The organism is Micromonospora sp. CA-249363, assembly GCF_050950185.1.
Lineage (GTDB): Bacteria > Actinomycetota > Actinomycetes > Mycobacteriales > Micromonosporaceae > Micromonospora.
In genome coordinates this window covers 6,276,139-6,302,525 of sequence record NZ_CP192020.1, presented here as the reverse complement: position 1 = coordinate 6,302,525, position 26,387 = coordinate 6,276,139, and the positions used below count along the sequence as shown (strand labels likewise).

The window sequence follows — 26,387 nt, the reverse complement described above, 5'->3', positions numbered from 1 at the left end:
CCCGCCATAACGTGAGTAACATTCGGCCCCATGAACCAGCCGCCGGGTGCTGCCGGCCTGCCCTCCACCGGTCGGCTGTCCCGCCCGGTGCACGTCGGATACGCGCTCGGCTCGCTTGCCACCGGCGCGTTCGGCACCGTGCCCGGCCTGCTGTTGCTGCCCTACCTGACCGACACGCTCGGCGTCGCCGCCGGGGTGGCCGCCCTGCTGGTGCTGCTGCCGAAGGCGTGGGACGTGCTGGTGAACCCGGTCGCCGGCCGGATCTCCGATCGCACCCGGTCGCGTTGGGGCGCACGCCGCCCGTACCTGCTCGTCGCCGGTCTCGCGCTCGCCGTGCTCTTCGCGGCCATCTTCGCGGCGCCGTTCGGCAGCGGGCCGGCCGCCGCGACGTACGTGGCGCTCGCCTTCCTGGCCACGGCCACCGCGTTCGCCTTCTTCCAGGTGCCGTACATGGCGATGCCCGCCGAGATGACCGACGACTACACCGAACGCACCCGGCTGATGACCTGGCGGATCGCCGTGCTGGCGCTGGCCATCCTGATCTCCGGCGCGGTAGCCCCGATGGTGGTGACGGCCGGCGGCGACGGCGTGCCCGGGCACCGCTGGATGGGCCTCTTCGTGGCGGCGCTCATCGGCGTCGGCGCGGTCGGCGCGTTCCTCGGCACCCGGTCCGCACCGGCTGGTGTGGTCGGCGTCAGCGAACCGACGCTGCGTGCGCAGCTCGCGGTGGCCGGGGCCAACCGGCCGTTCCGCGCGCTGCTGATCTGCTTCGTGGTGCAGTCCGTGGGGGTGGCGACCATCCTCGCCGGGGTCAACTACTTCGCCGGGCAGATCCTGCGCGACGACCGGAACGGGCCGACGCTGCTGTTCGCCTGTTTCGTCGGGCCGGCGCTGCTGGTGATGCCGCTCTGGGCGCGGGTCGGCGCCCGGCTGGGCAAGCGGGCCGCCCTGGTCGTCGCCGGGCTGATCCTCGCTGCCGGGGCGTTCGCCCTGGTCGCCGCCCCGGTGCTGCCTCCGGTCGTCGTCTACCTGGTGGTCGCGGTGCTCGGCGTCGGGTACGCCGGGCAGCAGGTGTTCGCGCTGGCCATGCTCCCCGACTGCATCGCGTACGAGACGGCACGCACCGGTCGCCGGCAGGCGGGCGTCTTCACCGGCCTGTGGACCGCCGGGGAGACCTTCGGCCTGGCTCTCGGCCCCGGCATCTACGGCCTCGTGCTGCAGGTCTCCGGCTACGTCTCCTCCGACACCGGAACGGCCGCCGCCCAGTCCGACACGGCGAGGCTGGGCGTCCTGCTCGGCTTCACCCTGATCCCGGCCCTCCTGATAGCAGCCCCCATCATCCTGCTCCGCCAGTACACCCTCCCCACCCCCGCGCCCGTCTCCACGCCCGTTTCCCGGAGCGATCATGGAGTTGTGGTGGGGGACGAAAGCCGTTGACCGTCACGAGAAGGGCACCACAGCTCCATGATCGACGAGAGCAGGGTTGAGGCCGGCGCGTTGTCCCGCGACGGGGTCAGCGCCGAGCAGGCGTTGGACGAGGTGCGGCGGCTGCGTGCGGGCGACCGGCCCACCCATGGCGGGCGGCTGTTCGCCTACGTCTACGACCCGGCGGTGCCGGGGCTCGACGACCTCACCGCCGCCGCGCACCGCGAGAGCGCCCACGTCAACGGGCTCGACCCGACCGCGTTCCCGTCCCTGCTGGCCATGGAGAACGCGCTCGTCGGCGCGGCCGGCCGGCTGCTCGGGGGCGGCCCAGGCACGAGCGCGCCGGACGTGGTCGGCAGCGTCACCAGCGGTGGCACCGAGTCGCTGATCCTCGCCGTCAAGGCAGCCCGGGACGCCCACCCGGAGATCGCCGCGCCCCGGATCGTCGTGCCGTCGACGGCGCACGCCGCGTTCGCCAAGGCGGCGCACTACCTGCGGGTGGCGCTGGACGTGGTGCCGGTCCCGCCGGAGACGCTGCGTCCCGAACCCACCGCGATGGCCGCCGCGATCGGGCCCGACACGGTGCTGGTCGCCTGCTCCGCGCCCTCGTACGCGCACGGGGTGGTCGACCCGGTCGTCGAGATCGCCGCCGTTGCCGCCGAGGCCGGAGTGCGCTGCCACGTCGACGCCTGCTTCGGCGGCTGGGCCCTGCCGTACCTGCGTCGCCTCGGCGAGCCGGTGCCGGCGTTCGACTTCACCGTCCCCGGCGTCACGTCCATCTCGGTCGACCTGCACAAGTACGCGTACGCGCCGAAGGGCGTGTCGGTCCTGCTGCACCGGGACGCCGCCGGACGCGCGCCGCAGTACTTCGCGTACGCCGACTGGCCCGGGTACACGATGATCAACCCGGTGATCGCCTCGACCCGCTCGGGCGGGCCGATCGCCGCCGCGTACGCCACCCTGCGGCACCTCGGCGACGCCGGCTACCTGCGGTTGGCCGCCACCACCCGGGACGCGGTCGCTGGTCTGGCCGACGCGGTCCGTGCCGTCGACGGGCTGCGGCTGATGGCCGAGCCGGAGTCCACGGTGGTCTGCTTCACCGCAACCGAGGACGGCCCCGACCTGTTCGTCCTGGTCGACGAGCTGACCGCACGAGGCTGGCACACCCAGCCCCAGCTGTCGTACGCCGATCTGCCGGCCAGTGTGCACCTCACGGTGACCGCCTCGGTCGCGCCCCGGGTGGCCGAGTTCGGCCCGGATCTGGCCGCCGCGGTGGAGGCGACCCACGCGGCCGGACCGGTGCGGCTGCCCGCCGAGCTGGTGTCCCTCGTCGGAGTCCTCACCCCCGAGGCGCTGACCCCGGAGGTGGTGGCCGGCCTGGCCGCCGGGCTGGGCCTGGGCGGCGACCCGAACAGCGACGACACCGTCGGCCCGCTGCCGGAGCGGATGGCGGTCGTGAACACGCTGCTCGACGCCGCTGCACCGGCGCTGCGCGAGAGGTTGCTGGTCGAGTTCGTCGGCCTCCTGCAACGGCCCGACTGGAGTTCGGGCGAGTGAACCCCGGTGCCCCACCTCCGTGGAGGTGGGGCACCGGACGTCGGGCTCAGAGCACGCCGGGCAGTTGCACGTGGTTGTCCTTGTCGTTGAGGTCGCGCCACGGACGGTCCTGGGCGTCGATGTGCACGATGTAGAAGTCGCGCTTCACCGCGGCGGCACCCGAGCGGTCGGGCACCAGGTTGACGAAGGTGTAGCGCCGTGACTCGCCGGCCGGCACCCCCGGCAGGAGGCAGATCCGGTTGACGTCCTGACTCGCGCCCTCCGGGTCGCACCTGGGCCAGTCGCCGCCCGCCGGCTCACCGACGTCGAAGCCCCGGAACTCGAGCTGTGCCGCATCGACCCGCCCCCCGTTGGTGACGGTGAAGACGGTGGTCAGCTTGCGGCCGCCCGGGGCGTCGACGAGCGTGTGCGTCATGGTCACCCGCAGGTCGGTGAGCCGGGGATCCTTGCCGAACTTCGTGGGGCCGTCGGTCTGGACGAACCGGCCACCCTGGAAGCGGTAGGTGCGCTGCTGTTCCTGCCGCCAGTACGTCGGGGTGTCGCAGCACGGCTGGAGGTCGGCCACCCGTACCTGCACGGCACCGGCGGTGCTCACCGTCAACCCGAGGATGTCCGCGATCCCGTCGGTGGTCCGGGCGACCCGGCCGAGCGTCACGATCCGTCCGTCGTCGTCCCGGTCGAAGGCGACGACCTGCTTCGCCAGCGCCTCGCCAAAGCGGCACGCGATCAGGGCGACCGTCTCCTGCGCGCCGTCCCCGTCCAGGTCGGCGTGGCTCACCGGCCCATCCGCAAGCAGCGGAACCCAGGCCTCGATCGCCCTGGTCACCAGGCGTACGTCCGACGTGGTGCAGGTCGGCGGCACGTACTGCGGCCAGGCTGGCAGGTCCAGGCGGGCACCGAGCAGCTGGGTTCGGCTGATCCGGCCGTCCGGGGCATCAGGCGTGGTCGTCGGCGTGGAGTCCGGCGACGGCGTGGCGGACGGCGTGGTCGGCGGCGTGGTGGTCGGCGGCGGTGTCGGGTCGACGGACTCCGCCGGCACCGGTGGCGTCGTCCGGTCGCCCTTGAGGGCTGCGTTGGCGACGACCGGTGCCAGGACCAGCACGGCCGCGGCCGTGGCGACCGCCACGACCTTCGTCCGCCGCCGGCGGCGCAGGGTACGTCGGGCCTGGTCGGGACCGGGGCCGACGGCCCGGGCGGTGACGTCCGCACGGTACGCGGTCAACCGTTCGCGCAGCCGCGGGTCGAGATCAGACATCGGACACCCCCTCGGTGTTCTCGTCCAGCAGTCCGGCCAGGGCGGTCCGGCCCCGGTGCAGCCAGGACTTCACGGTGCCCTCGGCCACCCCTTCCTGGAGGGCGATCTGACTGACCGACAGGTCGGCCAGGTAGTGCAGGATGACGGCCCGCCGATGGTTGGGGGGCAGTTGCGTGAGCGCCGCGTCGATGGCCACCCGGTCCGGTGTCGGGCCGTCCACCTCGGCCTCGACGCGTCGCTGCCGCAGGAGGTGGTTGCGGGCCGTGCGGAGCCGACGCCAGCGGCTGCGGGCCAGGTTCCAGGCGACCCGGCGGACCCAGGCCACCGGATCCTCGTAGCGGACCAGGCGGTCCCAGCGCGCCAGCGCCCGGCAGAACGCCTCCTGGGCGAGATCCTGCGCGTGGCCCAGATCCCCGGTGTACGCGCAGAGCTGAGCGGTGACGCTCCGGAAGTGCGCGTGGTAGAAGTCGTCGAAGGCGATCACCGCCGTATCCGGCCCCCCGACCGTCAGCGGCGCCGGTGGTTCGTTGGCGCGGGCTCCCATCGTTGCTGTCACTGCCCCTCCCCCGTGTGCCGCCGGGCCGGTGCCCCGGGCGCCGGTAACACTCCCCGACAGCGAACGCGGTTGCGCCCTCTTCTGCCGCGAACCCGACTGTCCCGGGCCAACGCTGAAGCGTCCGAGAACGCCGCACATGATCCGTAACGAATCAACGGCCTTATGTATAGACAAGTATCACTATAAGGAGGTTTTGTGGTATTCGCCGCTTCCGTACGTCAATTCATCAACCAACGACACGGGAGAAGGCGATGACGATGCGGAAGATCCTGATGACCGGTCTGACTGCGGCGGCCGGACTGGCCCTCGGCGTGACCGGAGTGGCGACGGCAGCCCTGGCGATCGGTCCCGGCCCGGGTGCGCCGGGCGAGATCGGTCCCGGCCCGGGCGTCGTCCTGGCCTGACCCTTCGATGGACGAGACGGTCTGCGTCGGGGGGGGGGGGGGGGGGGGGGGGGGGCCGGTCGGTGACCGGCCGCCCCGGTGCGCCTTCAGCGATAGTCGAACGTCGACTCGTTGTCGCTGTCGTCGTTGTCCAGCCAGGGGTCCCGGTCCGGGTCCGCTGGCCAGATCCGCAACGCCGCCTGTCCCGAGGGAAGGCTGGCCCCGGTGGCCACCCCCAGTTCCAGGGTCCGCCGCACCTCGCTGTGTCCCCGTACGGCGCTCAGGCGGCAGGACACCTGCACGGTGCTCCCCGTCTCGATGTCGCAGCCCGTCCAGCCGTCTCCGACGGGTCGCAGGGCCTTCGGCAGCTCCATGGTCAGGATCACCTCGGGTGCCGTCCGATCCGCTTCGTTGCGGATCCGCACGGTGACCGCACCTGACCGGGAACCGTCCGTCGCTGCGGTCAACACCACGTCGGTGGCGGTGACGGACAGGTCCGTCGAGCGCGGGTTGGGACCGAACGAGGTCGGGCCGGACACCTGCTCGAACGCGTCGCCGGCCCAGCGGTAGCCGCGCCACTGCCGTTGGGAGTTCTTCTCCGGCCAGCCGCCGCCGGGCGCGACGTCGAGCACCTCGACCCGAATCTCGCCGTCGTCGCGTACGTCCAGGTCCGTCACCCAACCGGGAGTGGGGGAAGCGGTGCCGGTCACGCGGCCGAGGGTGACGACCCGCCCCGCCGCGTCCCGGTCGAACGCGACCACCTGGAACGGACCACGGGTGCCGAACACGCAGCGGACCAGGGCGACCGTCTCCGTCGCCCCGTCGCCGTCCAGGTCGCCGTGGTCGACCTCGACCAGCTCGTTGACGTCGTCGCGGGCCGGTTCGGCTCCCAGCCGCACCCGCCCGGTGGGGCATTCCGCCGGTGTGTTCCAGGCGGGCAGCGACACCGTCGCGGCGAGCAGCTGGGCCCGGCTGATCCGCCCGTCCGGGGCGGCACCGGTCGGACTGGCGCCGCCGTTCGACGCGGTGGCCGACGGGCTGGCCGTCGTAGCGGCGGTCGCGGTCGCCGACGGGCGCGCGGACGGCGTCGGCGTGGGATCCACCGGCCCCGGCTCGCGATCCGGGCCGTTCATCGTCGCGTACCCGACGGCTGCCCCGCCGAACAGCGCGAGCACCGTCGCGGTGGTCGTGGCCAGCCGGCGACGGCCGCGCCGAGACGCCGTCCGCCGCACGGCGGCGGGCCCGGGCACCTCGACCTCCTCCAGCACGGTACGGCGGTAGTGGGCGAACTCTTCGGCGAGGTCGAGGATCTCCTGCTCAGACATCTCGCACCTCCTCGGTGGTGTCGCGCAGGTGCGTCGCGAGGGCCGTCCGTCCCCGGTGCAGCCAGGACTTGACGGTCCCCTCGGCGACCCGTTCCTGGGCGGCGATCTCGGCGACCGTCAGGTCGGCGAGGTAGTGCAGCACGACGGCCCGGCGCTGCTTCGGCGGCAACTTGGCCAGCGCGGTGTCGAGGGCGACCCGGTCCGGGCTCGGCTCGGCGACGTGTGTCTCCCGTTGCCGCAGCAGCCAGGCCTGCGCGGTCCGCAGCCGCCGCCAGCGGTTGTGGCCGAGGTTCCAGGCGACCCGGCGTACCCAGGCCAGCGGATCGTCGTACCGGGCGAGCCGACTCCAGTGGGCGTACGCCCGGCAGAACGCCTCCTGAACCAGGTCCTGCGCCTGCCCGCGATCACCCGTATACGCGGTGAGCTGCACCACCAGCGATCGGAAGTGGGCGTGGTAGAAGTCGTCGAAGACCAGTTCGGCGGTCGCGGCGAGAGGGCTTCCCGGTGGGTCGGGGGGCGGTCCGCCCACCCGTACTTCTCCTGTCACAAGCACTTGTCCTCCCCGTGGTGGCCGCCGACGGCGTGTTGGCCGGCACCGGTCACACACTCGGCTGCGCCCGCCGGTTGCGATCGGGGCCGGTGGGGTTGCCTGTCCGGTCCGTGACAACCGGCTGTGATTCACTGTGAGGTGAGGAGAGGGGACGTCCGTGCAGCTACCGGCAGTGCTCGGTGAGCCGATCCGGTTCGTGCTGAACTGGGGGCGCCGCTACTCGCTCTGGGTGTTCAACTTCGGCCTGGCCTGCTGCGCGATCGAGTTCATCGCCACCAGCATGGGCCGGCACGACTTCATCCGGCTCGGCGTGATCCCGTTCGCCCACGGCCCCCGACAGGCCGACCTCATGGTCGTCTCCGGCACGGTGACCGACAAGATGGCCCCGGCCATCAAGCGGCTCTACGACCAGATGCCCGAGCCGAAGTACGTGATCTCGTTCGGCGCGTGCTCCAACTGCGGTGGCCCCTACTGGGACTCGTACTCGGTCACCAAGGGCGTCGACCAGCTCATCCCCGTCGACGTCTACGTGCCCGGCTGCCCGCCCCGCCCGGAGGCGCTGCTGCACGGCATCCTGCGCCTGCAGGAGAAGATCGCCGCCGAGCAGTCCGGGATCGGCGGCGTGCCGCAGCGGGACCTGCTCGCCGCGCCCGCCGAGGCCGGCGCCCCGCGCTCGGTCGACTCCCTCACCGCCCCACCCGTACGCCCACCCGCCGCAGGTTGACCCTGGGGGTGGTCGGGCGGCGCTAGCCTGCGCACTATGAGCAGCTCAGGAGACCGGCGCTCGGATCACATCATCGACGTGCTCAGCGCGGAGTTCGGGGCGTCGATGGCGGTCGACCCGGCGGCCTTCCGCCGCAAGTTCCGCAAGATGGCCGCGTCGCCGTTCGCCTTCTACCGGGGCAGCGCCGCGCTGTTCTACGCCGACCAGCGTGGCGACTTCGCCGACGACCGGTTCCTCGACGAGCGGACCGGCCGGGTGTGGATCCACGGCGACCTGCACGCGGAGAACTTCGGCACGTACATGAACGCCTCCGGGCAACTGGTGTTCAACGTCAACGACTTCGACGAGGCGTACGTCGGGCCGTTCACCTGGGATCTGCGGCGGTTCGTGGCCAGCGTGGCGCTGCTCGGCTACAGCAAGGCCCTCTCCGACACGGTGATCGGCGAGCTGGTCACCGGCTTCGCCCGCGCCTACCTGACCGAGTTGCGGGCCATCGCCGCCGGCGGGGACGACGCCATCGGCTCGATCACCCTGGACAACGCCGACGGGGTGCTGCGTCGGGTACTCCAGCAGGCCCGCCTCAACACGAGGGTCGACCTGCTCGCCGCGCAGACCACCGTCGACAACTACGAGCGGCGGTTCTCCGTCGGCGAGGGCATCTTCGAGGTCGACGCCGCGAGCCGGGACAAGGTGCTCGCCGCCTTCGAGGAGTACCTGGGGACCCTGCCCGCCGCCACGGCCCGGCTGCGTCCGGGGGCCGCCCGGATCAAGGACGTGGTGCTGCGCAAGGGCGTGGGCATCGGCTCGGCGGGTCTGCCGTCGTACAACCTGCTGCTGGAGGGACACACCCAGGCGTTGGAGAACGACGTCGTGATCTACATGAAGCAGGCGCAGGTGCCGGCGGTGGCCCGCTACAGCACCGACGAGTCGGTGGCCGGCTACTTCCAGCACCAGGGCCACCGGACCGCCGAGTCGCAGCGCGCGTTGCAGGCGCACGCCGATCCGTGGCTGGGCTACACCGAGTTGGACGGGGCGGGCCAACTGGTCGCCGAGGTCTCCCCGTACGCCGCCGATCTGGACTGGGCCGACGTCAACGAGCCGGACGAACTGACCGGGGTGCTGGCCGATCTGGGCCGGGCGGTGGCCCGGATGCACTCGGTCGCGGACGACGAGTCCAGCCACGACCTCGTGGACTACTCCACCGAGGAGGCGATCGTCGCGGCCGTGGACGCCGACGAGTCGGGGTTCGTCGGCCACCTCGTGGACTTCGCGCACGCGTACGGGGTGCGCGCCCGGCAGGACCACCAGCTCTTCGTGGACCTGTTCCGCAACGGCCGGCTACCGGGGATCTAGCTACGAGGCGAACTCCAGGATCACCTTGATGTCGTCCGGCCCGGGCGTGTACGCGTCGGCGTACCTGTTCACCGGCACCCGCCGGGTGATCAGGGAGGAGAGCCAGACCTGGTCGGCGCGCGACAGAGCCTGGGCCGCCATGTTCCAGTGCCGCCGGTTGGCGTTCACCGAGCCGAACACCACGTTGTTCTCCAGCACCAGCGCGCGGTTGAGCGCCCCGGCGTCGAAGTCGATGCTGCGGCCGCCGCTGGACACCCCGGCCAGGCAGACGATCCCGTTCGGCGCGGCCTTGCACATGACGTCCAGGACCACTGTGGGCGCGCCGGTGCACTCGATCACCACGTCCGGCTCGAAGGGCAGGTCGTTGACCGGCACCGCGTGGTAGGTGGCGCCCAGCCCGGCGACCAGCTCCGGCTTCGGCCCGTCGGTGGCCCGGTCCAGCACGTGGACGGTGAGTCCGCGCTGGGCGCCGAGCAGTGCCGCCAGCAGCCCGATCGGCCCGGCCCCGGTCACCAGGACGGTCTCCGGCCGCCACTCGGCCCGGTGCCCGATCCGTTCGATGTGGTCCCACGCCTTGGCCACCACGCTGGTCGGCTCCAACAGCACGCCGACCTGGGCCAACGCCGGATCGAGCCGGACCGCGAACTGCGGCTCGATCCGCCAGCGGTCGCGGGCGAAACCGGGGAGCGCCTTGATGCCGTGCTCGGTGTACTGACCGTTGCGGCACATGTCCCACTCGCCGACCGCGCAGTTGGGGCAGGGCACCGGGTCGGGGTGCCGGACGATGCCGGCCACCAGGTCGCCGGGTTGCAGGGTGCCGGTCGGGTCGTCGAGCACCCGGCCCAGCGACTCGTGCCCGATCACCAGGCGGTCCGCGCCCGGCGGCGCCTCGCCGTAGTCGCCGGCGATGATCTCGTGGTCGGTGCCGCAGATGCCCACGGCCAGGGCCTCAACCAGGACAGCGCCCTCCTCGGACGCCGGCTCCGGCTGATCCTCGACGAGGCTCAGCGAGTTGGCGACCCCGGGTTTCACCGTCACAGCGCGCACGCCCTCATCTTTCCCCTCCGACGGGACCCCCGCCGGTAAAGCCGGCAGATCACCGGGGCCGCTCGCGGGCCGCGGGCCGGCCAGTTCCTCTGAACCAGGCCCTAGGATCAGCGCATGACGTCAGAAGAGGTCGGCGCTCGGCTGGTCGCGCTGCTCGCGCCGGTCGAGGCGACCGCGTCGGTGTCCGGCGGGCAGCGGTTCGCCCGGGCCACCGTCGACGTACCTCCGGCGAGCTGGTCGGCCGCGGTCCGCGCCGCCCGCGACGACACCGAACTCGCCTGCGACTTCTTCGACTGGCTGTCGGCGGTCGACGAGTTGGCCGAGGGCTTCGACGTGGTCGCGCACCTCTGGTCGACGCGACTGCGGCACGGCGTGCTGCTGCGTACCCGGGTGCCCCGCGACGCGCCCTCGGTGGCCTCGGTCGTGCACATCTACCCCGGCGCCGCCTGGCACGAGCGCGAGACCCACGAGATGTTCGGCATCGACTTCGCCGGGCACGGTGAGCTGCGACCGCTGCTGTTGCCGCCGGAGTTCGAGGGCAATCCGCTGCGCAAGGAGTTCGTGCTCGCCTCCCGGGTGGCGAAACCCTGGCCGGGCGCGAAGGAACCGGGCGAGTCGGAGGCCGGCGGTGGCCGTCGACCGATCCGTCCGCCGGGCGTGCCCGCTCCGGGGGAGTGGGGGACGACGCCCACCCCGGCCGGCGCGGGTGGCGTGGGGGAGGGACCGCGCGGCGGGACCCCGGCCCGTCCGGCCGGTGACCGTCCGGCGCGGCCCGCTCCGGGGGCCCGTCCGGGGCGTACTCCCCGGGTTGCCGACGCCGGCGACGGCCCGGCGGGGTCCGCGCGGCCCGGGCCGGTCGCGGACCCGGCGGCGCGCGACGACAGCGACGACGACGGGGGTACGGCCTGATGCCGCTCTGGGTGGAGCTGGTGGTCCGGATCGGCGGCGTGGTGGTCGCGTTCCTCACCCTGCCGTTGCTGGTCGGCCAGACCGAGCACAAGGTGATGGCGCACATGCAGGGTCGGCTCGGCCCGATGTACGCGGGCGGCTTCCACGGCTGGGCGCAGCTCGTGGCGGACGGTGTGAAGTTCGTGCAGAAGGAGGACATCACCCCGCGCGAGGCCGACCGGGCGGTGTTCCGGCTGGCCCCCGCTGTGGCGCTGGTGCCCTACCTGCTGGTGCTGCTGGTCATTCCGCTCGGCCCGAACGACCTGGTCGGGCAACCGTTGGACATCGGCCTGTTCTTCGTGCTGGCCGTCGTCGGCATCGGTGTCGTGGCGGTGCTCATGTCGGCGTGGGCGTCGGCCAACAAGTACAGCCTGCTCGGTGGGTTGCGCGGAGCCGCCCAGCTCCTCGGCTACGAGCTGCCGCTGGTGTTGGCCGCCGCGTCGGTGGCGATGGCGGCCGGGACGCTCAGCCTGTCCGGCATCGTCGAGGCGTGGCAGCCCTGGTGGCTGCTGTGGCAGGCACCCGCGATGATCATCTTCTTCGTCGCGGGGCTGGCCGAGATCCGCCGGCCGCCGTTCGACATGCCGGTGGCCGACTCGGAGCTGGTGTTCGGCTACATGACCGAGTACACCGGCCTGCGGTTCGCGTTCTTCCTGCTCGCCGAGTACGTCGGCATCGTGGTCATCGCCGCGCTCACCACCGTGCTGTTCCTGGGCGGCTGGCAAGGGCCCTTCGCCGACGACCAGCTCGGCTGGCTCTGGACACTGCTCAAGATCTTCGCCGTGGCCTTCGTGATCATCTGGCTCCGGGTCTCCTACCCCCGCCTACGCGAGGACCAGCTCCAACGCCTCTGCTGGCTGGTCCTGGTACCCGCCTCCCTGGCCCAACTGGTCCTGACCGCAGCAGTACGCGTAGCCCTGTAACCGTCGCCCCGGCTCCGCTCCGCCGCACCCCGCCCGTGCTCCCGCCCCGCTCTCGCCCCGCCCCCGCCCCGTGCCGCCCCCGCTCCCGCCCCCGTCGATCTTGCACTTTCTGTTGTCGATATACGTGGTGTGTCCGGCTTTGTCGCCGCAGAAAGTGCAAGATCGCGGGTGACTACGGCCCGACCCCGTCGATCATGAAGTTATGGTGTCGGGTTTGGTGCATTCACGGGCGCTTTGTCGCCCACCACAACTCCATGATCGGCGTGGCGTGGCGTGGCGTGGCGTGGCGTGGCGGGACGGGACGTGGCGTGGCGAGGCGCGGTGGGGCGTGGCGAGGCGCGGCGGGGCGTGGCGAGGCGCGGCGGGGCGTGGCGAGGCGAGGCGCGGTGGGGTGGGGCGTGGTGGGGTGGGGCGTGGCGCGGCGGGGTGTGGCGGGGCGTGGTGTGGGGTGGGTCAGCTCAGGGGGGTGTGTTGCGGGTCTACCGGTTCCGCCGGGGGTGGGGGTGGGGTGCCGTCGCCGAAGGGGCGGCCGCCGAGTTTCTCCCGGTCGTGCGGGGTGAGCCAGTTGGACAGGTCGGGGCCGAGCGGCACGATCCCCGTCGGGTTGATGTCCCGGTGCACCTCGTAGTAGTGCCGCTTGATGTGGTCGAAGTCGATGGTGTCGCCGAACCCGGGGGTCTGGAACAGGTCCCGGGCGTACGCCCACAGCACCGGCATCTCGCTGAGCTTCTGCCGGTTGCACTTGAAGTGGCCGTGGTAGACCGGGTCGAAGCGGACCAGCGTGGTGAACAGCCGTACGTCGGCCTCGGTGATGGTGTCGCCGACCAGGTACCGCTGGTCGGTCAGCCGCTCGGTCAACCAGTCCAGCCGGTCGAACAGCCGGTGGTACGCCTTGTCGTACGCCTCCTGGCTGCCGGCGAACCCGCAGCGGTACACGCCGTTGTTGACGTCGCGGAACACCACGTCGTTGACCTCGTCGATCTGCTCGCGCAGGTGCGACGGGTAGAGCTGCGGGGCGCCCTCGCGGTGGTACGGCGTCCACTCGGTGGACAGGTCCAGGCTCATCTGCGCGTAGTCGTTGGTCACCACCTGCCCGGTGGACACGTCCACCATCGCCGGAACGGTGATGCCCCGCTCGTAGTCGGGGAAGCGCGCGAAGAACGCCTCCTGGAGGCGCTCGATGCCGAGCACCGGGTCGCGTCCACCCGGGTCGAGGTCGAAGGTCCAGCTGCGGGCGTCGTGCGTCGGGCCGGCGATCGCCATCGAGATGGCGTCCTCCAGGCCGAGCAGCCGCCGCACGATGACGAGGCGGTTGGCCCAGGGGCAGGCCCGGCTGACCGCCAGCCGGTACCGGCCGGGCTCCGCCGGGTACCCGTCCCGCCCGTCCGCGGTGATCCGCGTGGCGATGTACCGCTGGTCCCGGGTGAACTCGCCACCCGGCTCGACGTACTTCCCGCCTGTCTGCGCCACGTCGTCCGCCCTTTCCGCGCCGGTTGCCCTCACCGCTCATCCTCGCCGAAATCCGGGTACCCGGCTCGGTGCGGGCGAACCTCGGCTGTCTCCGGTGCTGGCCGCGGGCGGCTCCTTCTTGGCTACCCTGCCGTCATGACGGATGTGGAGACGGCGGCCCGGCGCCTCATCGCCGACGTGTGGAACGCGCGTCGGGAGGAGTCGGCGTACGAGCTGATCGCCGAGGAGTGCCCGGGGCTGGGTGGGACGGGCCCGGAGGCGACGCTGGCCTGGCACCGTGAGCGCCGGGCGGCCTTCCCAGACCTCCGCTACAAGATCGTCGACGTCGTCGCCGCCGGTGAGCGGGTGGCCGTGCACTGGCGGGCGGCCGGCACGCACGCGGGGCAGTTCGGGCCGGTGCCGCCGACCGGGCAGGTGGTCAGCTACTCCGGGGCGACGTTCCTGCGCTTCGACACCGCAAGCCGGATCATCGACGTGTGGAGCTGCAACGAGCTGCTCCAGCTCCTTCAGCAGCTCGGCGTCGAGATGGTGCCGCCGGCCGGCGGGCTCAGCGGCTCCGCGGCGTGATCCGCTCCAGCGGAATGTTCATTTCCCATGGCTCCGGCACGAGGATCCCGTCGGTGAGCCGGTCCTGCTCGACGTAGATCTGCTTCATGGCGTCGAGTTTGTAGCTGTGCACGACGATGCCTGCCTCGGTTTCTATCCGCCAGAAGTAGGGGATGTCCGCCTCGGCGTAGAGGGCCGGTTTGAGCACCCGATCGATGCTGCGGGATCCTTCCGAGACGATCTCAACCACCAGAAGAACCTGATCCGGCAGATAGTGCGACGGATTCCGCTGCGCGGCGTCGAGGTAGGTGACCAGCAGATCCGGGATGAAGGAGCGCTTCCGCGAGATGCGTACCTCGACACCCTGCGTCACGTCGAGGTCGCTCGGGCAGCTTTCCAGCATGGCCGAGCCCAGCAGGAGCGCGATGGACTGATGAAGTCGCCTGGGGGAGGGCGACATGAGCAGGTTTCCGTCCAGAAGTTCAGGGCGTGGGCGGCCGTCGTCGGGTAGGGCGTCCAAGGCGTCGGTCGTCCACTCGCCCCGCGGCGGAACGTCGTCGTGCAGCGCGGCGGTCATCGACGGGTCCTTTCCGGTGCGTCGTTCTCCCCGGGACCACGGTACCGCCGCGGACCTGTGGGTGGTGGTCGCGCGCGCCGGGGCCACAGGGCAGGATGGTCCACATGACCGATTCCAGCGAGCGCGGCGATCCGGCCGGCGGCACCAGCGAGCGCGGCCTGCCCGGCGCCGGTCTGGTGAAAGGACTGGCGGTCACCCTCAAGACGATGACCAGCCGCTCTACCACCCAGCAGTACCCGGACGTCGCGCCCGAGCTGCCGCCGCGCTCGCGTGGCGTGATCGCGTTGTCCGAGGAGAACTGCACGGTCTGCATGCTCTGCGCCCGGGAGTGCCCGGACTGGTGCATCTACATCGACTCGCACAAGGAGGAGGTGGCGGTGCCCGGCGCCGCCCGTCCCCGCCAGCGCAACGTGCTCGACCGGTTCGACATCGACTTCTCGCTCTGCATGTACTGCGGCATCTGCATCGAGGTCTGCCCCTTCGACGCGCTCTACTGGTCGCCGGAGTTCGAGTACGCCGAGTACGACATCAAGGACCTCCTGCACGACAAGGACCACCTCGGCCAGTGGATGGCGACGGTTCCGCCGCCGCCCGCGCACGACCCCAACGGCGAGCCGGCCAAGGAGGAGACCGCCGCCGCGCGCAAGGCCGCGCGGTCGATCCCACCGGCGGTACGCCCCGGCGACGAGGGCCCGGCGTCGTGACCGCCCGAGCCGCGGGGGCGGGCCGGTGACCGGCGCGGATCTGCTGCTGCTCGCGCTGGGCGCGGTGGCGGTCGGCGCCGGTGTGCTGGTGGTGACCACCAAGCACCTGGTCCGGGCGGGGCTCTACCTGGTGGTCTGCCTGGGCGCGCTGGCCGGTGACTATCTGGTGCTCGGCGCGGAGCTGGTCGCCTGGGTCCAGGTGCTGATCTACGTGGGCGCGGTGGTGGTGCTGCTGCTGTTCGCGGTGATGCTGACCCGGGCGCCGATCGGGGCGTCCGACGACCTGGACCGGCCCGGCTGGCCCGCCGCGCTGATCGGCGGCGGCGCCGGCCTGGGGCTGAGCGTGCTGTTGGTCGACGCGTACCGGTGGAGCACGGTCGCGCTGCCCGGCGCGGGTACGGCGGAGCGGCTGGGTGAGCAGATCTTCGCCTCCTGGGTGCTGCCGTTCGAGGTGCTCTCCGTCCTGTTGCTGTCCGCCCTGGTCGGCGCGGTGGTGCTGTCCCGGCCCGACATCGGCCGCCGTACCGAGGACGCGGCCGCGCCGGCGCAGGAACTGGCCTCCGGGGGGCGTCGGTGAGGCCGGTCATCCCGTACGTCACCGCCGCGCTGCTGTTCGGCCTCGGCGTGTACGGCGTGCTGCGTCGACGCAACGCCGTACTGGTGCTCATGTCGGTCGAGTTGATGCTCAACGCGGTGAACCTGATCCTGGTCACCGCGGACACCACGGTCCGCGCGGTGCTGCCGCACTCCGGTCAGGTGTTCGCGCTGTTCGTCATCGTGCTCGCCGCGGCGGAGATCGGGGTGGGGCTGGCGATCGTGCTCCAGCTCTACCGTCTGCGGTCCACGGTGGCGGTGGACGACGTGGCGTTGACCGAGCCGGCGACGCCGGTCGTCGTCGGGGACGCGGAGGCGGGCCGGTGACCGGGCTGCTCGGGGCGGCGCTGCCCGCCGTACCGCTGCTCGCCGGTCTGGCCGGTCTGCTGCTGCCGCCGGCCCCACGGCATCGGAGAGGCGCGGTCGGCGGTGACCGGGCCCGGACGGCGGCGGTGACGATCGGTGTGGCCGGTGCCGCCGGCGCGCTGGCGCTGGCCGTGGCTCTGCTGCTGACGGTCGACGGTCCGACGGAGACGTCGACGACCTGGGTCGACATCGGCGGGCTGGCGGTGACCCTCGGGGTACGCCTGGACGGCGCCGCCGCGCTGGTCGCCGTGGCGGTCGCCGCGGTGGCCCTGGCCGTGCAGGTCTACTCGATCGGCTACCTGCGGCGGGGCCCGCACGACGACGTCGACGTCGACCACCGCTACCCGCCGTACGCCGCCCAGATCAGCCTCTTCACGGCGGCGATGCTGCTGGTGGTGGTCGCGGGTGACCTGATCATGCTGCTGGTGGGGTGGGAGGTGATGGGCCTCTGCTCGTACCTGCTCATCGCCCACGACCGCCGGCTCGCGGGCGCGCCGGCCGCCGCCATGAAGGCGTTCCTGGTGACGCGGGTCGGTGACGTCGGTTTCCTGCTCGGCATCGCGCTGCTCGGGGTGTCGACGGGCAGCTTCCGGATCGCCGACGTGCTCGCGCACGACCATTCCGGGGCGACCCTGACCGCCGCCGGTCTGCTGCTGCTCGGCGGTGTGGCCGGCAAGAGCGCGCAGTTCCCGCTGCACACCTGGCTGCCGGACGCCATGGCCGGTCCGACGCCGATCTCCGCGCTGATCCACGCCGCGACGATGGTCGCCGCCGGGGTGTACGCCGTGACCCGGCTGTACCCGCTGTTCACGGCCGCTCCGGTGACGTTGACGGTGCTCGGGGTGCTCGCCGCGATCACCCTGCTGCTCGGGGCGCTCGCCGCCACCGCACAGGACGACATCAAGCGGGTCCTGGCCTGGTCGACGGTCTCCCAACTGGGTTACATGACCGGCGCGCTGGCCGTCGGCTCGCCGTCCGCGGCGCTGTTCCACCTGCTCACCCACGCCGCGTTCAAGGCGCTGCTGTTCCTCGCCGCCGGTGCGGTGATCCACGCGGTGGGCACCACGCTGATGTCGGAGATGGGTGGGCTGCGCCGGGGCATGCCGGTGACGTTCTGGTGCACGGTGATCGGTCTCGGCGCGCTCGCCGGGGTGCCCCCGCTGGCCGGTTTCTGGAGCAAGGACGGCGTGCTCACGGTCGCCGAGTCGGCCGCGCTGGAGGGCACCGGCCCCGCGCCGTCGTGGGTGGGCTGGCTGGTCTGGCTGGCCGGCCTGCTCGGTGTGGCGATCACCGCCTGGTACGCGGGTCGGCTGCTGCTGCGGACCTTCTTCGGCGAGCCCCGGCTGCCGCTGGTCCACCCGCACGACCCGCCGGCGGTGCTGCGCTGGCCGGTGCTGCTGCTCGCCGTGCCGGCCGCGCTGCTGGGCCTGGCCGGGTTCGTCGGCGCGTTCGCCGACCGGCTGCGGTTCGCCACGGTGCCGGTCGCGGGCGCGGAGGACGGCCTGGTCCACGTCGGGCCGGGGCTGCTGCTGCCCCTGGCGCTGCTGGTCGTTGGCGCGGGACTGGTGTGGGCGCGCTGGCGTCGGGACCGGGCCGCCGATCCGGCGACCGCGCTGGGTCCGCTGCGGCCGGTCTTCGCCCGCGCGTTCCGCCTCGACGACGTCCAGCACACCCTCGTCGTACGCCCCGTCCGGGCGCTGGCCCGCCTCGCGCGTACCGGCGACGAGGTGGTGGTGGACGGGGTCGTGGAGGGCAGCGGCAGGGCCGCGACGGGCCTGGGGGCCGGGCTGGCCGCGCTGCACCGGGCGGCGCTGCCCCGGGCCGCCGCCGGTGTGCTGGCCGGGGCGCTGCTGATCGGCCTGGCCGCCGCCGTGCTGGGGGTGGTGTCATGACGGTGGGACAGGTGCTGCTCGTCGCCGTGCTGGCGCTGCCGGCGCTGGGTGCGGTCGCGGTGGCGGCGACACCCCGGGACCGGGCGGCGCGGATCGTCGGCACGGTCGCGGCGGCGTTGACCCTGTTGGCCGCCGTGGCGTTGGTGTCCGGTGGGCGGGGCTGGTTCGCCTGGTCGGCCGGTACGCCGGCGGTACGCCCCTGGCATCAGCTGGACCTGCCCTGGGCGTCCGGCCTGGATCTGCGCTTCCACCTCGGCGTCGACGGCATCTCCTGGCCGCTGGTCGTGCTGACCGCGCTGCTCACGCTGCTCTGCTGCGGGTACACGCTGTGGCGGGTGCCCCACGGCGGCAGTGGCCGGGCGCTGGTGGCGCTGCTGCTGGTCGTCGAGGTGGGCATCCTCGGCACGTTCCTCGCCCTGGACCTGGTGCTGTTCTTCCTCTTCTTCGAGGTCGTCCTGCTGCCGATGTACGCGATCATCGCCGGCTGGGGTGGCGCCGACCGGCGACGGGCGGGTCGCAAGTTCGTGCTCTACACGCTCGTCGGTTCGGTGCTGCTGCTGGTCGGCGTGTACGTCGTTGTCGCCGCCGCCGGCACCGCCGACATCGTGGCCCTGACCGGCGGGGCCGGGCTGTCCCGGGGCACCCAGTTGGCCGCGTTCACGCTGCTCGCGCTCGCGTTCGCGGTGAAGAGTCCACTCTGGCCGCTGCACTCGTGGCTGCCCGACGCGCACACGCAGGCCCCGACGGTGGGCAGCGTGGTGCTGGCGGGGGTGCTGCTCAAGATGGGCACGTACGGGCTGATCCGGGTGGCTGTGGGGGTGGCCCCGGAGGGTGCCCGCTGGGCCGCCCCGGTGCTCGGCGTACTGGCGGTCGCCGCGATCCTGGTCGGCTCGCTGGTGTGCCTGGCGCAGGTCGAGGTGAAGCGGCTCATCGCGTACTCCAGCGTGGGGCACATGGGTTTCGTCCTGCTGGGCGTCGCGACGCTGACCGCCACCGGCATCCAGGCGGCCCTGATCGGCAACGTGGCCCACGGCGTCATCACCGGCCTGCTGTTCTTCCTGGCCGGGGCCGTGAAGGACCGCACCGGCACGGGTGCGCTCGCCGAGCTGTCCGGGCTGCGGGAGACCGCGCCCCGGCTGGCCGGTCTGCTGGCGTTCGCGGCCGTCGCGTCGCTGGGCCTGCCCGGGCTGGCCGGCTTCTGGGGGGAGGCGTTCGCGGTGGTCGCGGCGATCAAAGTGGGCGGCCCGCTGTGGCTGACCCTCGGGGTGCTGGCGGCGGTCGGTGGCGCGCTCACGGCCGCGTACTTCCTGCGGTTGTTGCGCCAGGTCACCCACGGTCGGCCGAGCACCGCGGTGGGCGGCGTCGGCGCGGGACTGGCCGGCGCGGAGGTGACCGCGTGGGCGCCGCTGGTGCTGCTCGCGCTGGCCATCGGGCTGGTTCCGGCGCTGGTCCTCGGTGTCGCCGAGGCGCCCGTCGACGCCCTCGTCGAGGTGATCCACAGGTGAGCACGAGAAGCGTGCCGCGACCGGGGGTGGACCGATGAGCGTCGTGCAGAGCGTGGACAGCGTCGCGCTGCTGCCGGCGTACCTGGCCGCCGGCACTGCCGTACTCGTGCTGGTGGTCGACCTGGTGCTGGCGCGGCCGCGCGCCACGGTCGCGGTGGCCGCGCTCGGCGCACTCGGCACCGCTGTCTGCTCGGCGCTGGTCGGTGCGGGCGGCGAACGGCGGACGTTCTGCGCCGGCGCGGACTGCTCGTGGATCTTCGGTGGCCGGGCGGCCCTGGTCGGCGCGGTGGTGGCGCTGCTTACCCTGGGCGTGCTCGGGCTGTCGGTGCCGGCGCTGCGGGCCGGCCGGTCCCCGGTGGGGGAGTACGCCTTCCTGCTGGCCTGCTCGATGACCGGCGGTGTGGTGCTCGGCGCGGCCGGTGACCTGATCACCCTGATCGTGGCGTTGGAGACGCTGACCCTGCCGCTGTACGTGCTTGTCGGCCTGCGCCGGGGCAGCCTGGCCAGCGCCGAGGCGGCGGTGACGTTCTTCGTGGTGAGCGTGGTGGCCACCACGCTGACGCTGCTCGGCGCGGCGCTGCTGTACGCGGTGACCGGCGGGCTGCACCTCGACCGGGTCGGCGCGTCGCTGGCCGAGCGGCCGGAGCTGCGTGACCTGCCGCTGACCACCGCCGCCGTGACGCTGCTGCTGCTCGGGCTGGCCTTCAAGGTGGCGGCGGTGCCGTTCCACGCCTGGGCGCCGGCCACCTACGACGGCGCTCCACTGCCGGTGGCCGCGTACCTGTCGACGGCGTCGAAGCTGGGCGGCCTGGTGGCGGTGCTGGCCGTGGTACAGCGGGCGCTGCCGACGGACCAGACCGGTCCGGTGCTCGCCCTGCTGGCCGTCCTCACGATGACCGTCGGCAATCTGGTGGCGCTGCGTCAGCGGCGTACCGTCCGGCTGCTCGCCTGGTCCTCGGTCGCGCAGGCCGGTTACATCCTCGCCCCGCTGGGCGCGTTGGCGCTGGCCGCCGGCCGCACGGATGAGGCGCGGTCGGCCGCGTACGCCGCCACCGTGGCGTACGCCGTGTTCTTCGTGGTGCTGGAGCTGGCGGCGTTCGCCGGGGTGACCGCGCTGCGCCCGGCGGGGGCGGACGGCGGCACGCTCGACGACCTGCGCGGGGCCGCGCGCCGGCACCCGTGGCGTGGTGCAGCCCTCGGCCTCGCGCTGGTGGGTCTGGCGGGGCTGCCGCCGGGCCTGGCCGGACTGTTCGCGAAGGTGACGGTGGTCCGGTCGCTGCTGGACGGCGGCGCGGCCTGGTTGGCGCTGGTGGTGGCGCTGAACGCGGTGCTCGGGCTCGCCTACTACCTGCGGGTGACCGCCGGCCTGTGGACGCCGACGCCCTTGACGCGTGGGGACGGCGTGGTGGCCGTACCCCTGGTGCCGGTGGTGGCCGTGGTGCTGGCGGTGACCACGGTGGCGGCCGTGGTGCTGGGCGTCGCCCCGCAGCTCGTGCTGGATCTCGCCGCCCGCTGAGCGGGTCTCAGTCAACTCTCAGCGTTCCGACGGATGGTTGACGGGTATCGAGTTGTTGTACCGGTCAGCGGATCGAGGCGATCCGCGCACCGAAGGAGAGATCGTGCACCACAACCGTCTGAAGACCGCCGCGCTGCTCGGCCTGCTCACCGCGCTGATCCTCGCGGTGGGCTACGGGTTCGGTGGCAGTGGCGGCCTGGTCATCGCCGTCCTCATCTCACTGGGCATCAACGGCATTTCGTACTTCTACTCCGACAAGATCGCGCTGCGCTCGATGCGGGCGCAACCGGTCAGCGAGGCACAGTTCCCCGAGCTGTACCGCATGGTGCGCGAACTGGCGACCGAGGCCCAGCAGCCGATGCCCCGGTTGTACGTCAGCCCGACCGCCCAGCCGAACGCGTTCGCGACCGGGCGTAACCCGCAGCACGCGGCGGTCTGCGTGACCCAGGGCATCACCGAGATCCTGGACTACCGGGAGCTGCGTGGCGTGATCGGGCACGAGCTGTCCCACGTCTACAACCGGGACATCCTGATCTCCAGCGTCGCGGCCGGCCTGGCCGGCATCATCACGTTCCTCGCGAACATCGCCTGGTTCATTCCGCTGGGCGGCGGGGACGACGAGGACTCGCCGAACCCGGCCGTCCTGCTGCTGACCCTGATCCTCGGCCCGATCGCGGCCACCGTGATCCAGCTGGCGATCAGCCGCAGCCGCGAGTTCCAGGCCGACCAGTCCGGCGCCGAGCTGAGCCGGGACCCGCTGGCCCTGGCCAGCGCCCTGCGCAAGATCGACGCCGTGGCCCGGCGACGCCCGCTGCCGGCTCAGGGCACGCTCACCAGCAGCGCCCACCTGATGATCGCCAACCCGTTCGCCGGTGGCGCGGTGGCCGCCCTCTTCTCCACCCACCCGAAGATGGAGGACCGGGTCGCCCGCCTGGAGCGGATGGCCGCCAACTCGGGACCGGTGCAGTTCCAGCGCTGACCCGCTGAACCCCGTACTCCACCCGCGTCCGCCCACGGACGCGGGTGGAGTCGTCTCCCGGTCACTCCGGTGTCGGCAACCGGTCCGGACGGGTGAGCAGCACGACGACGAGCAGGACGACGCCCGCCGTGAGGTACGACGCGGCGGGCGAGAACACGGCGGCGACGCCCCCCAGCAGGAAGATGCCGACCCCCGAGGTGACGATGTTCGCCGCGACGATCGTCGCCTCGACCTGCCCCATCCGTTCCGGAGGGGCCAACCGGGCGAACGTCGTCTGCGCGCCGATCAACCAACCACCGCCCGCGCCGATCAACGCGTTGCCCACCGTCAGCGCTCCCAGCGGCGCGTCGACGGCGACCAGGACACCGGTCAGCACCAGCGCGCCGGCCAGCGCCGTGGCGACGGCCACCTGACCGGCCACCCGGCCCAGCCAACCGGACCGGCTCACCAGCAGCACGAAGACCGCCCCGCCCAGCGCCGACGCCGCCAGCACGGCGGGACGCCAGGCCCCCTGCGCGAGATCGGGGGCGAGGGTCTCCGGCAGCGCGCCGGACAGCACGGTGGCCAGGGTGAGCACGGCCACGCCCCGCAGCACGGGATGGCCGGCGATGATGCGGATGCCCGCGGTCGCCGGTGGACGCGGCCCACGTACCCGGTGGGGGCGCTTCGGCAGTCCGGCCAGGACGACCGCGGCGACCAGGAACGACCCGAGGTCGATCAGGAGCGCCACCCGGGAGCCGAGGGCCACCGTCAGACTGGCCCCCGCGAGCAGGCCGACCACCTGGCCCGCCTGGTTGGCGAAGGCGCTGAGGCCGAACAGCGGCAGCCGCAGCGGCGCGTCCACCGCCTCGGCGACGACGGCCACGTTGACGCTCGCGTAGGCGGCCCGTACCGCGCCCAGCAGGCCCGCCGCCACGATCGCCGGCAACGGCTCGGGGACCGCCGCGGGCACGGCGATCAGCGCGGCGCCGGCCACCGACAGCCAGACCAGCAGGGTACGGCGGGCCGGCACGTCCAGCCAGCCGCTGAAGACGGTGGCGACCAGCAGGGCCGGCAGGGTACGGGCCGCGTAGACCGCGGCCGGGCCGAGAACGGAGTTCGTCTGGTCGTACGCGAGCAGCAGCAGAGCGGCCAGGCCCACGAAGTCACCCAGCTCCGAGATGCCCCGGGCGATGACCAGCCGGGAGGCCACCGGATGTCGGAACAGCGCGCGGTAACCGGGCGACGGCGTGAGCTGTGCGTCGGTGTCGGGCATCAGGTCGGCTGGTCCGCTTCCACTACCCCGATCGGCTGATAGGCGGCGTTCTCCCGGACCCGGCGGGACTGCTCCCGGCGGTAGCTGCTGCGGATCTCCGGATCCTGGCGGCGTCGACGCAGCGCCACGAAGTCCGACCAGACGTCCTCCGGCCACGCCGGCAGTCCCTCTCCGGTCACGAGTTCGGCGCTGCGGAAGGCCTCCAGCGTCGACCGGTGCACCGGTTGCAGGCACATGAGGGGGATGTTCCGGTAGAAGCGCACCACCTGCCCCACCTCGGTGAGCCGCAGGATGGTGGGCAGCAACGAGGTGTACCAGTCGGTCTCCACCACGCCCTCGTAGAGCTGCAGGCCGCGCTGGGCGGGCCAGTTCGGCACGCCCCGGGCGATCAGGCACCAGCCCGGGGACGTACGCGCCACCACGCCGGTGACCAGCTCGACCGTGTTGGCGGCGCGCGGGTCGGCATCGAGGAACGGGATGCTCGCGCCGTACCTGTCGAAGATGTCCAGGTCACCGTGGAACTGCTCCGGCGCCGCCTGCAACTGGTCGGCCGCGTCGGGCAGCTTGCCGTCGTAGCCGCCGGCGAGCGAACGCCACTGGGCCGGCTCGTTCTCCGTCAGCAGCGTCCACTCGGTGTCCTGCCCGTCCCAGCGCAGGGCGAAGTCTGTCGGCGGGTAGACGTACCAGCCGAACCCCGAGGCGGCGGCGACCGGCGGGCACTGTTGGACGGCTCGGGAGGGCAGAGAGCCGCGCAGGCTGGGCGAGGCGGCCTCACTGGGTTTGGCGTCGCCGTACAGCGAATAGATCTCGACTCGCAGAGGTGCGGTGGTAGTCCCGGACATCGGACCTCCTGCCTCATCGTGCGGTGCCGGCGTATGGACCCAATTCGATCAGCAACCTACCCCCTTTGTGACCGCTCGGTCAGTCCCGGCCTCCGCGCTGCTGTGAGCGGATCGACCATCCACGGCGTGACCTCGGGCGTTAGGGTCGAACGAGCCTTTACCCGTTACCTGTCCCAGCGGAGGTACACCTCGTGGCCGCACTGCGCCAGTACCTGGGTGTCTGGCGGATCCCCGGTGCGCCGATCCTGCTGGTCACCGGCATCATCGGGCGACTCGGCATCGGCATGACGCCGCTGGCGCTGCTGCTGGTCGTCGAGCAGGTGACCGGGCGCTACTCCCTGGCCGCCATCGCGGGCGGCATCTACGCCGTCGCCGGCGCCGCGCTCAGCCCGATCGCCGGTCGGATAGCCGACCGGGTCGGTCCCAGCCCGGTGCTGCTGGTGACCGCCGTGGCCCACCCGTTGGCGCTCACCGGGCTGCTGCTGGCCAGCCGCTCCGGCGACGACGCCCTCGCCGCCATCTACCTGACGGCCGGCATCGCCGGCGCGACGTACCCGCCGCTCACCGCCGCCATCCGCGGCGCCTGGAACGAGCTGACCAGCCCCGCCTCCGGCCGGTACGCCCTGCGCAACACCGCCCTCGCGGCGGAGACCTCCCTGTTCGAGATCGTGTTCGTGCTCGGCCCGCTGCTCGTGGCCGGGTTCGTACTGGTCGCCGACGCGGCGGCCGCACTGATCGGGGCAGCGGTCGTCACCCTGGTCGGCACCACCGCAGTCGCCCTCGGCCGGGCGATGCGCGACTGGCGTCCCCACCCGCGCGAACACCACGCCCGAGGTCTCGGTCCGCTGCGGGTCGCCGGCTTTCCGGCCCTGCTGGTCTGCGTCGCCGGGCTGGGCATCGCGTTCGGTGCCGCCGGTGTGATCGTCCCGGCGTACGCCGGCAACGCCACCACCGACGACCCGGAGAGCCTGGCCGGGCTGCTGCTGGCGGTCTGGGGAGTCGGCAGCGCCATCGGCGGCTTCTGGTTCGGCGTCCGCCGGCCCTCGCCCAACATGACCCGCCAGTTCGCCCTGCTGCTCGCCGCGCTGGCCGGCACGTTCGTGGTGTTCGCGGTCATGCCCACGCCGCTGGCGCTGGGCGTCGCCCTGGTCGTCGGTGGCGCCACCATCGCTCCGGCGCTGACCCTGGAGAACACCCTGGTCGGCCGGATCGCCCCGACGGGCATGCTGAACGAGGCGTACACCTGGGTGGTCACGGTGGCCGTGGCGGCGAGCGCCGCCGGCGGCGCGGTGGCCGGCCTGATCGTCGACCACGCCGGCGGCGTGCCCTGGGCCTTCGTCTTCGCGGGCGCGGCGGTGGCCGTCGGGGCCGCGGTCGCAGCGCTGCCCGCCGGGCCCATCGCCCGAGCCGAAAAGCATGCGGTACGCGCCGACGAGCCCGTCCCGGTCTGACCTCCTCCGTCGTGTCCGGCGGCTGTCGGTGGGGTGCACCAGACTGAGCGTCGACGAGACGAGAGGGGAATCATGGCCAAGCTGCTCTACTCGGCGACCGCGTCACTCGACGGCTACATCGCCGGCCCCGGCGGTGACATGTCCTGGCTGACCGAACACCTCGCCGGCGACAACCCGACCGCCGACCGTCTGCTGGCCAACGTCGGCGCGATCCTCGCCGGCAACCGCACCTTCGGCGGCGACGACCCCAACCGTGGCACCGACAACGAAGGGGCCTTCGGCGGCCAGTACCACGGCCCGGTGGTCGTCCTGACCCACCGCCCACCCGACGACCCGCCCGAAGGCATCACCTTCGCCGACGACCTGCACGTTGCCGTCGCGCAGGCCAAGGAAGCCGCCGGCGACAAGTACGTCAACGTGCTCGGCGCGGACGTCGCCAAGCAGTGCCTACGCGCCGGCCTGCTCGACGAAGTCCTTATCTTCTCCGCGCCCGTGCTGCTCGGCGAAGGCGTACGCATCCTCGACGACCCAGGCGGCGCCCGCGTCCGGCTGACGCCGATCCCCGGGGAGACCGCCCACTGGTACACCGTCGTCCATTGACGTGTGGCGGCCGCGCCGCAAGTTGCCACCGCCGACCGGCAGCG

General features: G+C 72.7%; 26 protein-coding genes. 17 read left to right on the top strand and 9 right to left on the bottom strand.

Going from position 1 to position 26,387, the window contains the following annotated elements; all coding sequences use genetic code 11:
- Positions 1–30 precede the first annotated feature (30 nt).
- Positions 31–1,437 carry an MFS transporter gene (locus ACQPZK_RS28265; RefSeq protein WP_433535812.1) on the top strand — a complete coding sequence of 469 codons (1,407 nt, stop codon included), beginning with the start codon at positions 31–33 and terminating at the stop codon, positions 1,435–1,437.
- Between the two features lie 27 nt (positions 1,438–1,464).
- Positions 1,465–2,982 carry a pyridoxal phosphate-dependent decarboxylase family protein gene (locus ACQPZK_RS28260; protein WP_433535811.1) on the top strand — a complete coding sequence of 506 codons (1,518 nt, stop codon included), beginning with the start codon at positions 1,465–1,467 and terminating at the stop codon, positions 2,980–2,982.
- Positions 2,983–3,028: 46 nt separating this feature from the next.
- Here the strand turns inward: ACQPZK_RS28260 and ACQPZK_RS28255 are convergent, their stop codons facing one another.
- Together ACQPZK_RS28255 and ACQPZK_RS28250 are read right to left on the bottom strand one after the other, a co-directional pair.
- Positions 3,029–4,237: a hypothetical protein gene (locus ACQPZK_RS28255; protein WP_433535810.1), complete on the bottom strand. Its 1,209-nt coding sequence runs from the start codon at positions 4,235–4,237 to the stop codon at positions 3,029–3,031.
- Complete coding sequence (locus ACQPZK_RS28250; RefSeq protein ID WP_433535809.1) at positions 4,230–4,793, bottom strand: SigE family RNA polymerase sigma factor; 564 nt, start codon at positions 4,791–4,793, stop codon at positions 4,230–4,232. Before ACQPZK_RS28250 ends, ACQPZK_RS28255 begins: the two co-directional genes overlap by 8 nt.
- Before the next feature lie 251 nt (positions 4,794–5,044).
- Between ACQPZK_RS28250 and ACQPZK_RS28245 the strand changes: the two genes are divergently transcribed.
- Complete coding sequence (locus tag ACQPZK_RS28245) at positions 5,045–5,197, top strand: hypothetical protein (RefSeq protein WP_433535808.1); 153 nt, start codon at positions 5,045–5,047, stop codon at positions 5,195–5,197.
- An 86-nt stretch (positions 5,198–5,283) separates the two neighbouring features.
- On the opposite strand, the gene ACQPZK_RS28240 is transcribed toward ACQPZK_RS28245, so the two are convergent.
- A complete protein-coding gene (locus ACQPZK_RS28240; RefSeq protein ID WP_433535807.1) occupies positions 5,284–6,501 on the bottom strand; it encodes a hypothetical protein in 1,218 nt (405 codons plus the stop codon).
- Positions 6,494–7,030 (bottom strand): SigE family RNA polymerase sigma factor, encoded by a 537-nt coding sequence (locus ACQPZK_RS28235; protein ID WP_433535806.1) that lies wholly within the window; start codon positions 7,028–7,030, stop codon positions 6,494–6,496. Before ACQPZK_RS28235 ends, ACQPZK_RS28240 begins: the two co-directional genes overlap by 8 nt.
- Before the next feature lie 178 nt (positions 7,031–7,208).
- On the opposite strand from ACQPZK_RS28235, the gene ACQPZK_RS28230 reads away from it, so the two are divergent.
- Both ACQPZK_RS28230 and ACQPZK_RS28225 read left to right on the top strand, forming a co-directional pair.
- Entirely contained in the window at positions 7,209–7,775 is a 567-nt protein-coding gene (locus ACQPZK_RS28230; RefSeq protein WP_433535805.1) for an NADH-quinone oxidoreductase subunit B, read from the top strand.
- A gap of 36 nt (positions 7,776–7,811) precedes the next feature.
- Complete coding sequence (locus tag ACQPZK_RS28225; protein ID WP_433535804.1) at positions 7,812–9,128, top strand: DUF2252 domain-containing protein; 1,317 nt, start codon at positions 7,812–7,814, stop codon at positions 9,126–9,128.
- On the opposite strand, the gene ACQPZK_RS28220 is transcribed toward ACQPZK_RS28225, so the two are convergent.
- A complete protein-coding gene (locus ACQPZK_RS28220; RefSeq protein ID WP_433535803.1) occupies positions 9,129–10,175 on the bottom strand; it encodes a glucose 1-dehydrogenase in 1,047 nt (348 codons plus the stop codon).
- A gap of 114 nt (positions 10,176–10,289) precedes the next feature.
- Here ACQPZK_RS28220 and ACQPZK_RS28215 point away from each other — a divergent pair, with 114 nt between their 5' ends.
- Positions 10,290–11,084, top strand: coding sequence for an NADH-quinone oxidoreductase subunit C (locus tag ACQPZK_RS28215; RefSeq protein WP_433535802.1), 795 nt, complete (start codon positions 10,290–10,292; stop codon positions 11,082–11,084).
- Positions 11,084–12,046 carry a complex I subunit 1/NuoH family protein gene (locus tag ACQPZK_RS28210; RefSeq protein WP_433535801.1) on the top strand — a complete coding sequence of 321 codons (963 nt, stop codon included), beginning with the start codon at positions 11,084–11,086 and terminating at the stop codon, positions 12,044–12,046. Before ACQPZK_RS28215 ends, ACQPZK_RS28210 begins: the two co-directional genes overlap by 1 nt.
- 453 nt (positions 12,047–12,499) lie before the next feature.
- Here the strand turns inward: ACQPZK_RS28210 and ACQPZK_RS28205 are convergent, their stop codons facing one another.
- Entirely contained in the window at positions 12,500–13,549 is a 1,050-nt protein-coding gene (locus ACQPZK_RS28205) for a glutathione S-transferase family protein (RefSeq protein ID WP_433535800.1), read from the bottom strand.
- A gap of 102 nt (positions 13,550–13,651) precedes the next feature.
- Between ACQPZK_RS28205 and ACQPZK_RS28200 the strand changes: the two genes are divergently transcribed.
- Positions 13,652–14,083 (top strand): ester cyclase, encoded by a 432-nt coding sequence (locus ACQPZK_RS28200; RefSeq protein WP_433535799.1) that lies wholly within the window; start codon positions 13,652–13,654, stop codon positions 14,081–14,083.
- Here the strand turns inward: ACQPZK_RS28200 and ACQPZK_RS28195 are convergent.
- On the bottom strand, positions 14,064–14,639 hold the full coding sequence (locus tag ACQPZK_RS28195; RefSeq protein ID WP_433535798.1) for a Uma2 family endonuclease: 576 nt from the start codon (positions 14,637–14,639) through the stop codon (positions 14,064–14,066). The two genes, ACQPZK_RS28200 and ACQPZK_RS28195, sit on opposite strands and share 20 nt — an antisense overlap.
- A gap of 95 nt (positions 14,640–14,734) precedes the next feature.
- Here ACQPZK_RS28195 and ACQPZK_RS28190 point away from each other — a divergent pair, with 95 nt between their 5' ends.
- The 7 genes from ACQPZK_RS28190 to htpX all read left to right on the top strand — a co-directional run bounded on the left by ACQPZK_RS28190 (position 14,735) and on the right by htpX (position 22,195).
- Positions 14,735–15,343, top strand: a complete 609-nt coding sequence (locus ACQPZK_RS28190) for a NuoI/complex I 23 kDa subunit family protein (RefSeq protein WP_433535797.1) — start codon at positions 14,735–14,737, stop codon at positions 15,341–15,343.
- A 25-nt stretch (positions 15,344–15,368) separates the two neighbouring features.
- Positions 15,369–15,920 carry an NADH-quinone oxidoreductase subunit J family protein gene (locus tag ACQPZK_RS28185; RefSeq protein ID WP_433535796.1) on the top strand — a complete coding sequence of 184 codons (552 nt, stop codon included), beginning with the start codon at positions 15,369–15,371 and terminating at the stop codon, positions 15,918–15,920.
- Complete coding sequence (gene nuoK, locus ACQPZK_RS28180; RefSeq protein WP_433535795.1) at positions 15,917–16,264, top strand: NADH-quinone oxidoreductase subunit NuoK; 348 nt, start codon at positions 15,917–15,919, stop codon at positions 16,262–16,264. Before ACQPZK_RS28185 ends, nuoK begins: the two co-directional genes overlap by 4 nt.
- A complete protein-coding gene (locus ACQPZK_RS28175; RefSeq protein ID WP_433535794.1) occupies positions 16,261–18,195 on the top strand; it encodes an NADH-quinone oxidoreductase subunit 5 family protein in 1,935 nt (644 codons plus the stop codon). The genes nuoK and ACQPZK_RS28175 overlap by 4 nt, the downstream gene beginning before the upstream one ends.
- A complete protein-coding gene (locus tag ACQPZK_RS28170; protein WP_433535793.1) occupies positions 18,192–19,700 on the top strand; it encodes a complex I subunit 4 family protein in 1,509 nt (502 codons plus the stop codon). Before ACQPZK_RS28175 ends, ACQPZK_RS28170 begins: the two co-directional genes overlap by 4 nt.
- Before the next feature lie 34 nt (positions 19,701–19,734).
- A complete protein-coding gene (locus tag ACQPZK_RS28165; protein ID WP_433535792.1) occupies positions 19,735–21,216 on the top strand; it encodes an NADH-quinone oxidoreductase subunit N in 1,482 nt (493 codons plus the stop codon).
- A 103-nt stretch (positions 21,217–21,319) separates the two neighbouring features.
- Positions 21,320–22,195: a zinc metalloprotease HtpX gene (gene htpX, locus ACQPZK_RS28160; protein ID WP_433535791.1), complete on the top strand. Its 876-nt coding sequence runs from the start codon at positions 21,320–21,322 to the stop codon at positions 22,193–22,195.
- A 61-nt stretch (positions 22,196–22,256) separates the two neighbouring features.
- Here the strand turns inward: htpX and ACQPZK_RS28155 are convergent, their stop codons facing one another.
- Together ACQPZK_RS28155 and ACQPZK_RS28150 are read right to left on the bottom strand one after the other, a co-directional pair.
- Positions 22,257–23,450, bottom strand: a complete 1,194-nt coding sequence (locus ACQPZK_RS28155; protein ID WP_433535790.1) for a hypothetical protein — start codon at positions 23,448–23,450, stop codon at positions 22,257–22,259.
- Positions 23,450–24,292, bottom strand: coding sequence for a DUF6065 family protein (locus ACQPZK_RS28150; protein ID WP_433535789.1), 843 nt, complete (start codon positions 24,290–24,292; stop codon positions 23,450–23,452). The genes ACQPZK_RS28155 and ACQPZK_RS28150 overlap by 1 nt, the downstream gene beginning before the upstream one ends.
- 191 nt (positions 24,293–24,483) lie before the next feature.
- Here ACQPZK_RS28150 and ACQPZK_RS28145 point away from each other — a divergent pair, with 191 nt between their 5' ends.
- Both ACQPZK_RS28145 and ACQPZK_RS28140 read left to right on the top strand, forming a co-directional pair.
- The gene (locus ACQPZK_RS28145; protein WP_433535788.1) at positions 24,484–25,743 is read left to right on the top strand and encodes an MFS transporter; all 1,260 of its coding nucleotides are present in this window, start codon (positions 24,484–24,486) and stop codon (positions 25,741–25,743) included.
- A 72-nt stretch (positions 25,744–25,815) separates the two neighbouring features.
- A complete protein-coding gene (locus ACQPZK_RS28140; protein ID WP_433535787.1) occupies positions 25,816–26,343 on the top strand; it encodes a dihydrofolate reductase family protein in 528 nt (175 codons plus the stop codon).
- Positions 26,344–26,387: the final 44 nt, after the last annotated feature.

Excerpts from the sequence above, each read along its gene's own strand:
- ACQPZK_RS28210 (WP_433535801.1), top strand. The coding sequence starts at position 11,084 with ATGCCGCTCTGGGTGGAGCTGGTGGTCCGGATCGGCGGCGTGGTGGTC.
- ACQPZK_RS28195 (WP_433535798.1), bottom strand. The coding sequence starts at position 14,639 with ATGACCGCCGCGCTGCACGACGACGTTCCGCCGCGGGGCGAGTGGACG.
- ACQPZK_RS28170 (WP_433535793.1), top strand. The coding sequence starts at position 18,192 with ATGACGGTGGGACAGGTGCTGCTCGTCGCCGTGCTGGCGCTGCCGGCG.
- ACQPZK_RS28255 (WP_433535810.1), bottom strand. The coding sequence starts at position 4,237 with ATGTCTGATCTCGACCCGCGGCTGCGCGAACGGTTGACCGCGTACCGT.
- ACQPZK_RS28200 (WP_433535799.1), top strand. The coding sequence starts at position 13,652 with ATGACGGATGTGGAGACGGCGGCCCGGCGCCTCATCGCCGACGTGTGG.
- ACQPZK_RS28165 (WP_433535792.1), top strand. The coding sequence starts at position 19,735 with ATGAGCGTCGTGCAGAGCGTGGACAGCGTCGCGCTGCTGCCGGCGTAC.
- ACQPZK_RS28245 (WP_433535808.1), top strand. The coding sequence starts at position 5,045 with ATGACGATGCGGAAGATCCTGATGACCGGTCTGACTGCGGCGGCCGGA.
- ACQPZK_RS28140 (WP_433535787.1), top strand. The coding sequence starts at position 25,816 with ATGGCCAAGCTGCTCTACTCGGCGACCGCGTCACTCGACGGCTACATC.
- ACQPZK_RS28240 (WP_433535807.1), bottom strand. The coding sequence starts at position 6,501 with ATGTCTGAGCAGGAGATCCTCGACCTCGCCGAAGAGTTCGCCCACTAC.
- ACQPZK_RS28215 (WP_433535802.1), top strand. The coding sequence starts at position 10,290 with ATGACGTCAGAAGAGGTCGGCGCTCGGCTGGTCGCGCTGCTCGCGCCG.
- ACQPZK_RS28155 (WP_433535790.1), bottom strand. The coding sequence starts at position 23,450 with ATGCCCGACACCGACGCACAGCTCACGCCGTCGCCCGGTTACCGCGCG.
- ACQPZK_RS28225 (WP_433535804.1), top strand. The coding sequence starts at position 7,812 with ATGAGCAGCTCAGGAGACCGGCGCTCGGATCACATCATCGACGTGCTC.
- ACQPZK_RS28260 (WP_433535811.1), top strand. The coding sequence starts at position 1,465 with ATGATCGACGAGAGCAGGGTTGAGGCCGGCGCGTTGTCCCGCGACGGG.
- ACQPZK_RS28150 (WP_433535789.1), bottom strand. The coding sequence starts at position 24,292 with ATGTCCGGGACTACCACCGCACCTCTGCGAGTCGAGATCTATTCGCTG.
- ACQPZK_RS28265 (WP_433535812.1), top strand. The coding sequence starts at position 31 with ATGAACCAGCCGCCGGGTGCTGCCGGCCTGCCCTCCACCGGTCGGCTG.
- ACQPZK_RS28190 (WP_433535797.1), top strand. The coding sequence starts at position 14,735 with ATGGTCCACATGACCGATTCCAGCGAGCGCGGCGATCCGGCCGGCGGC.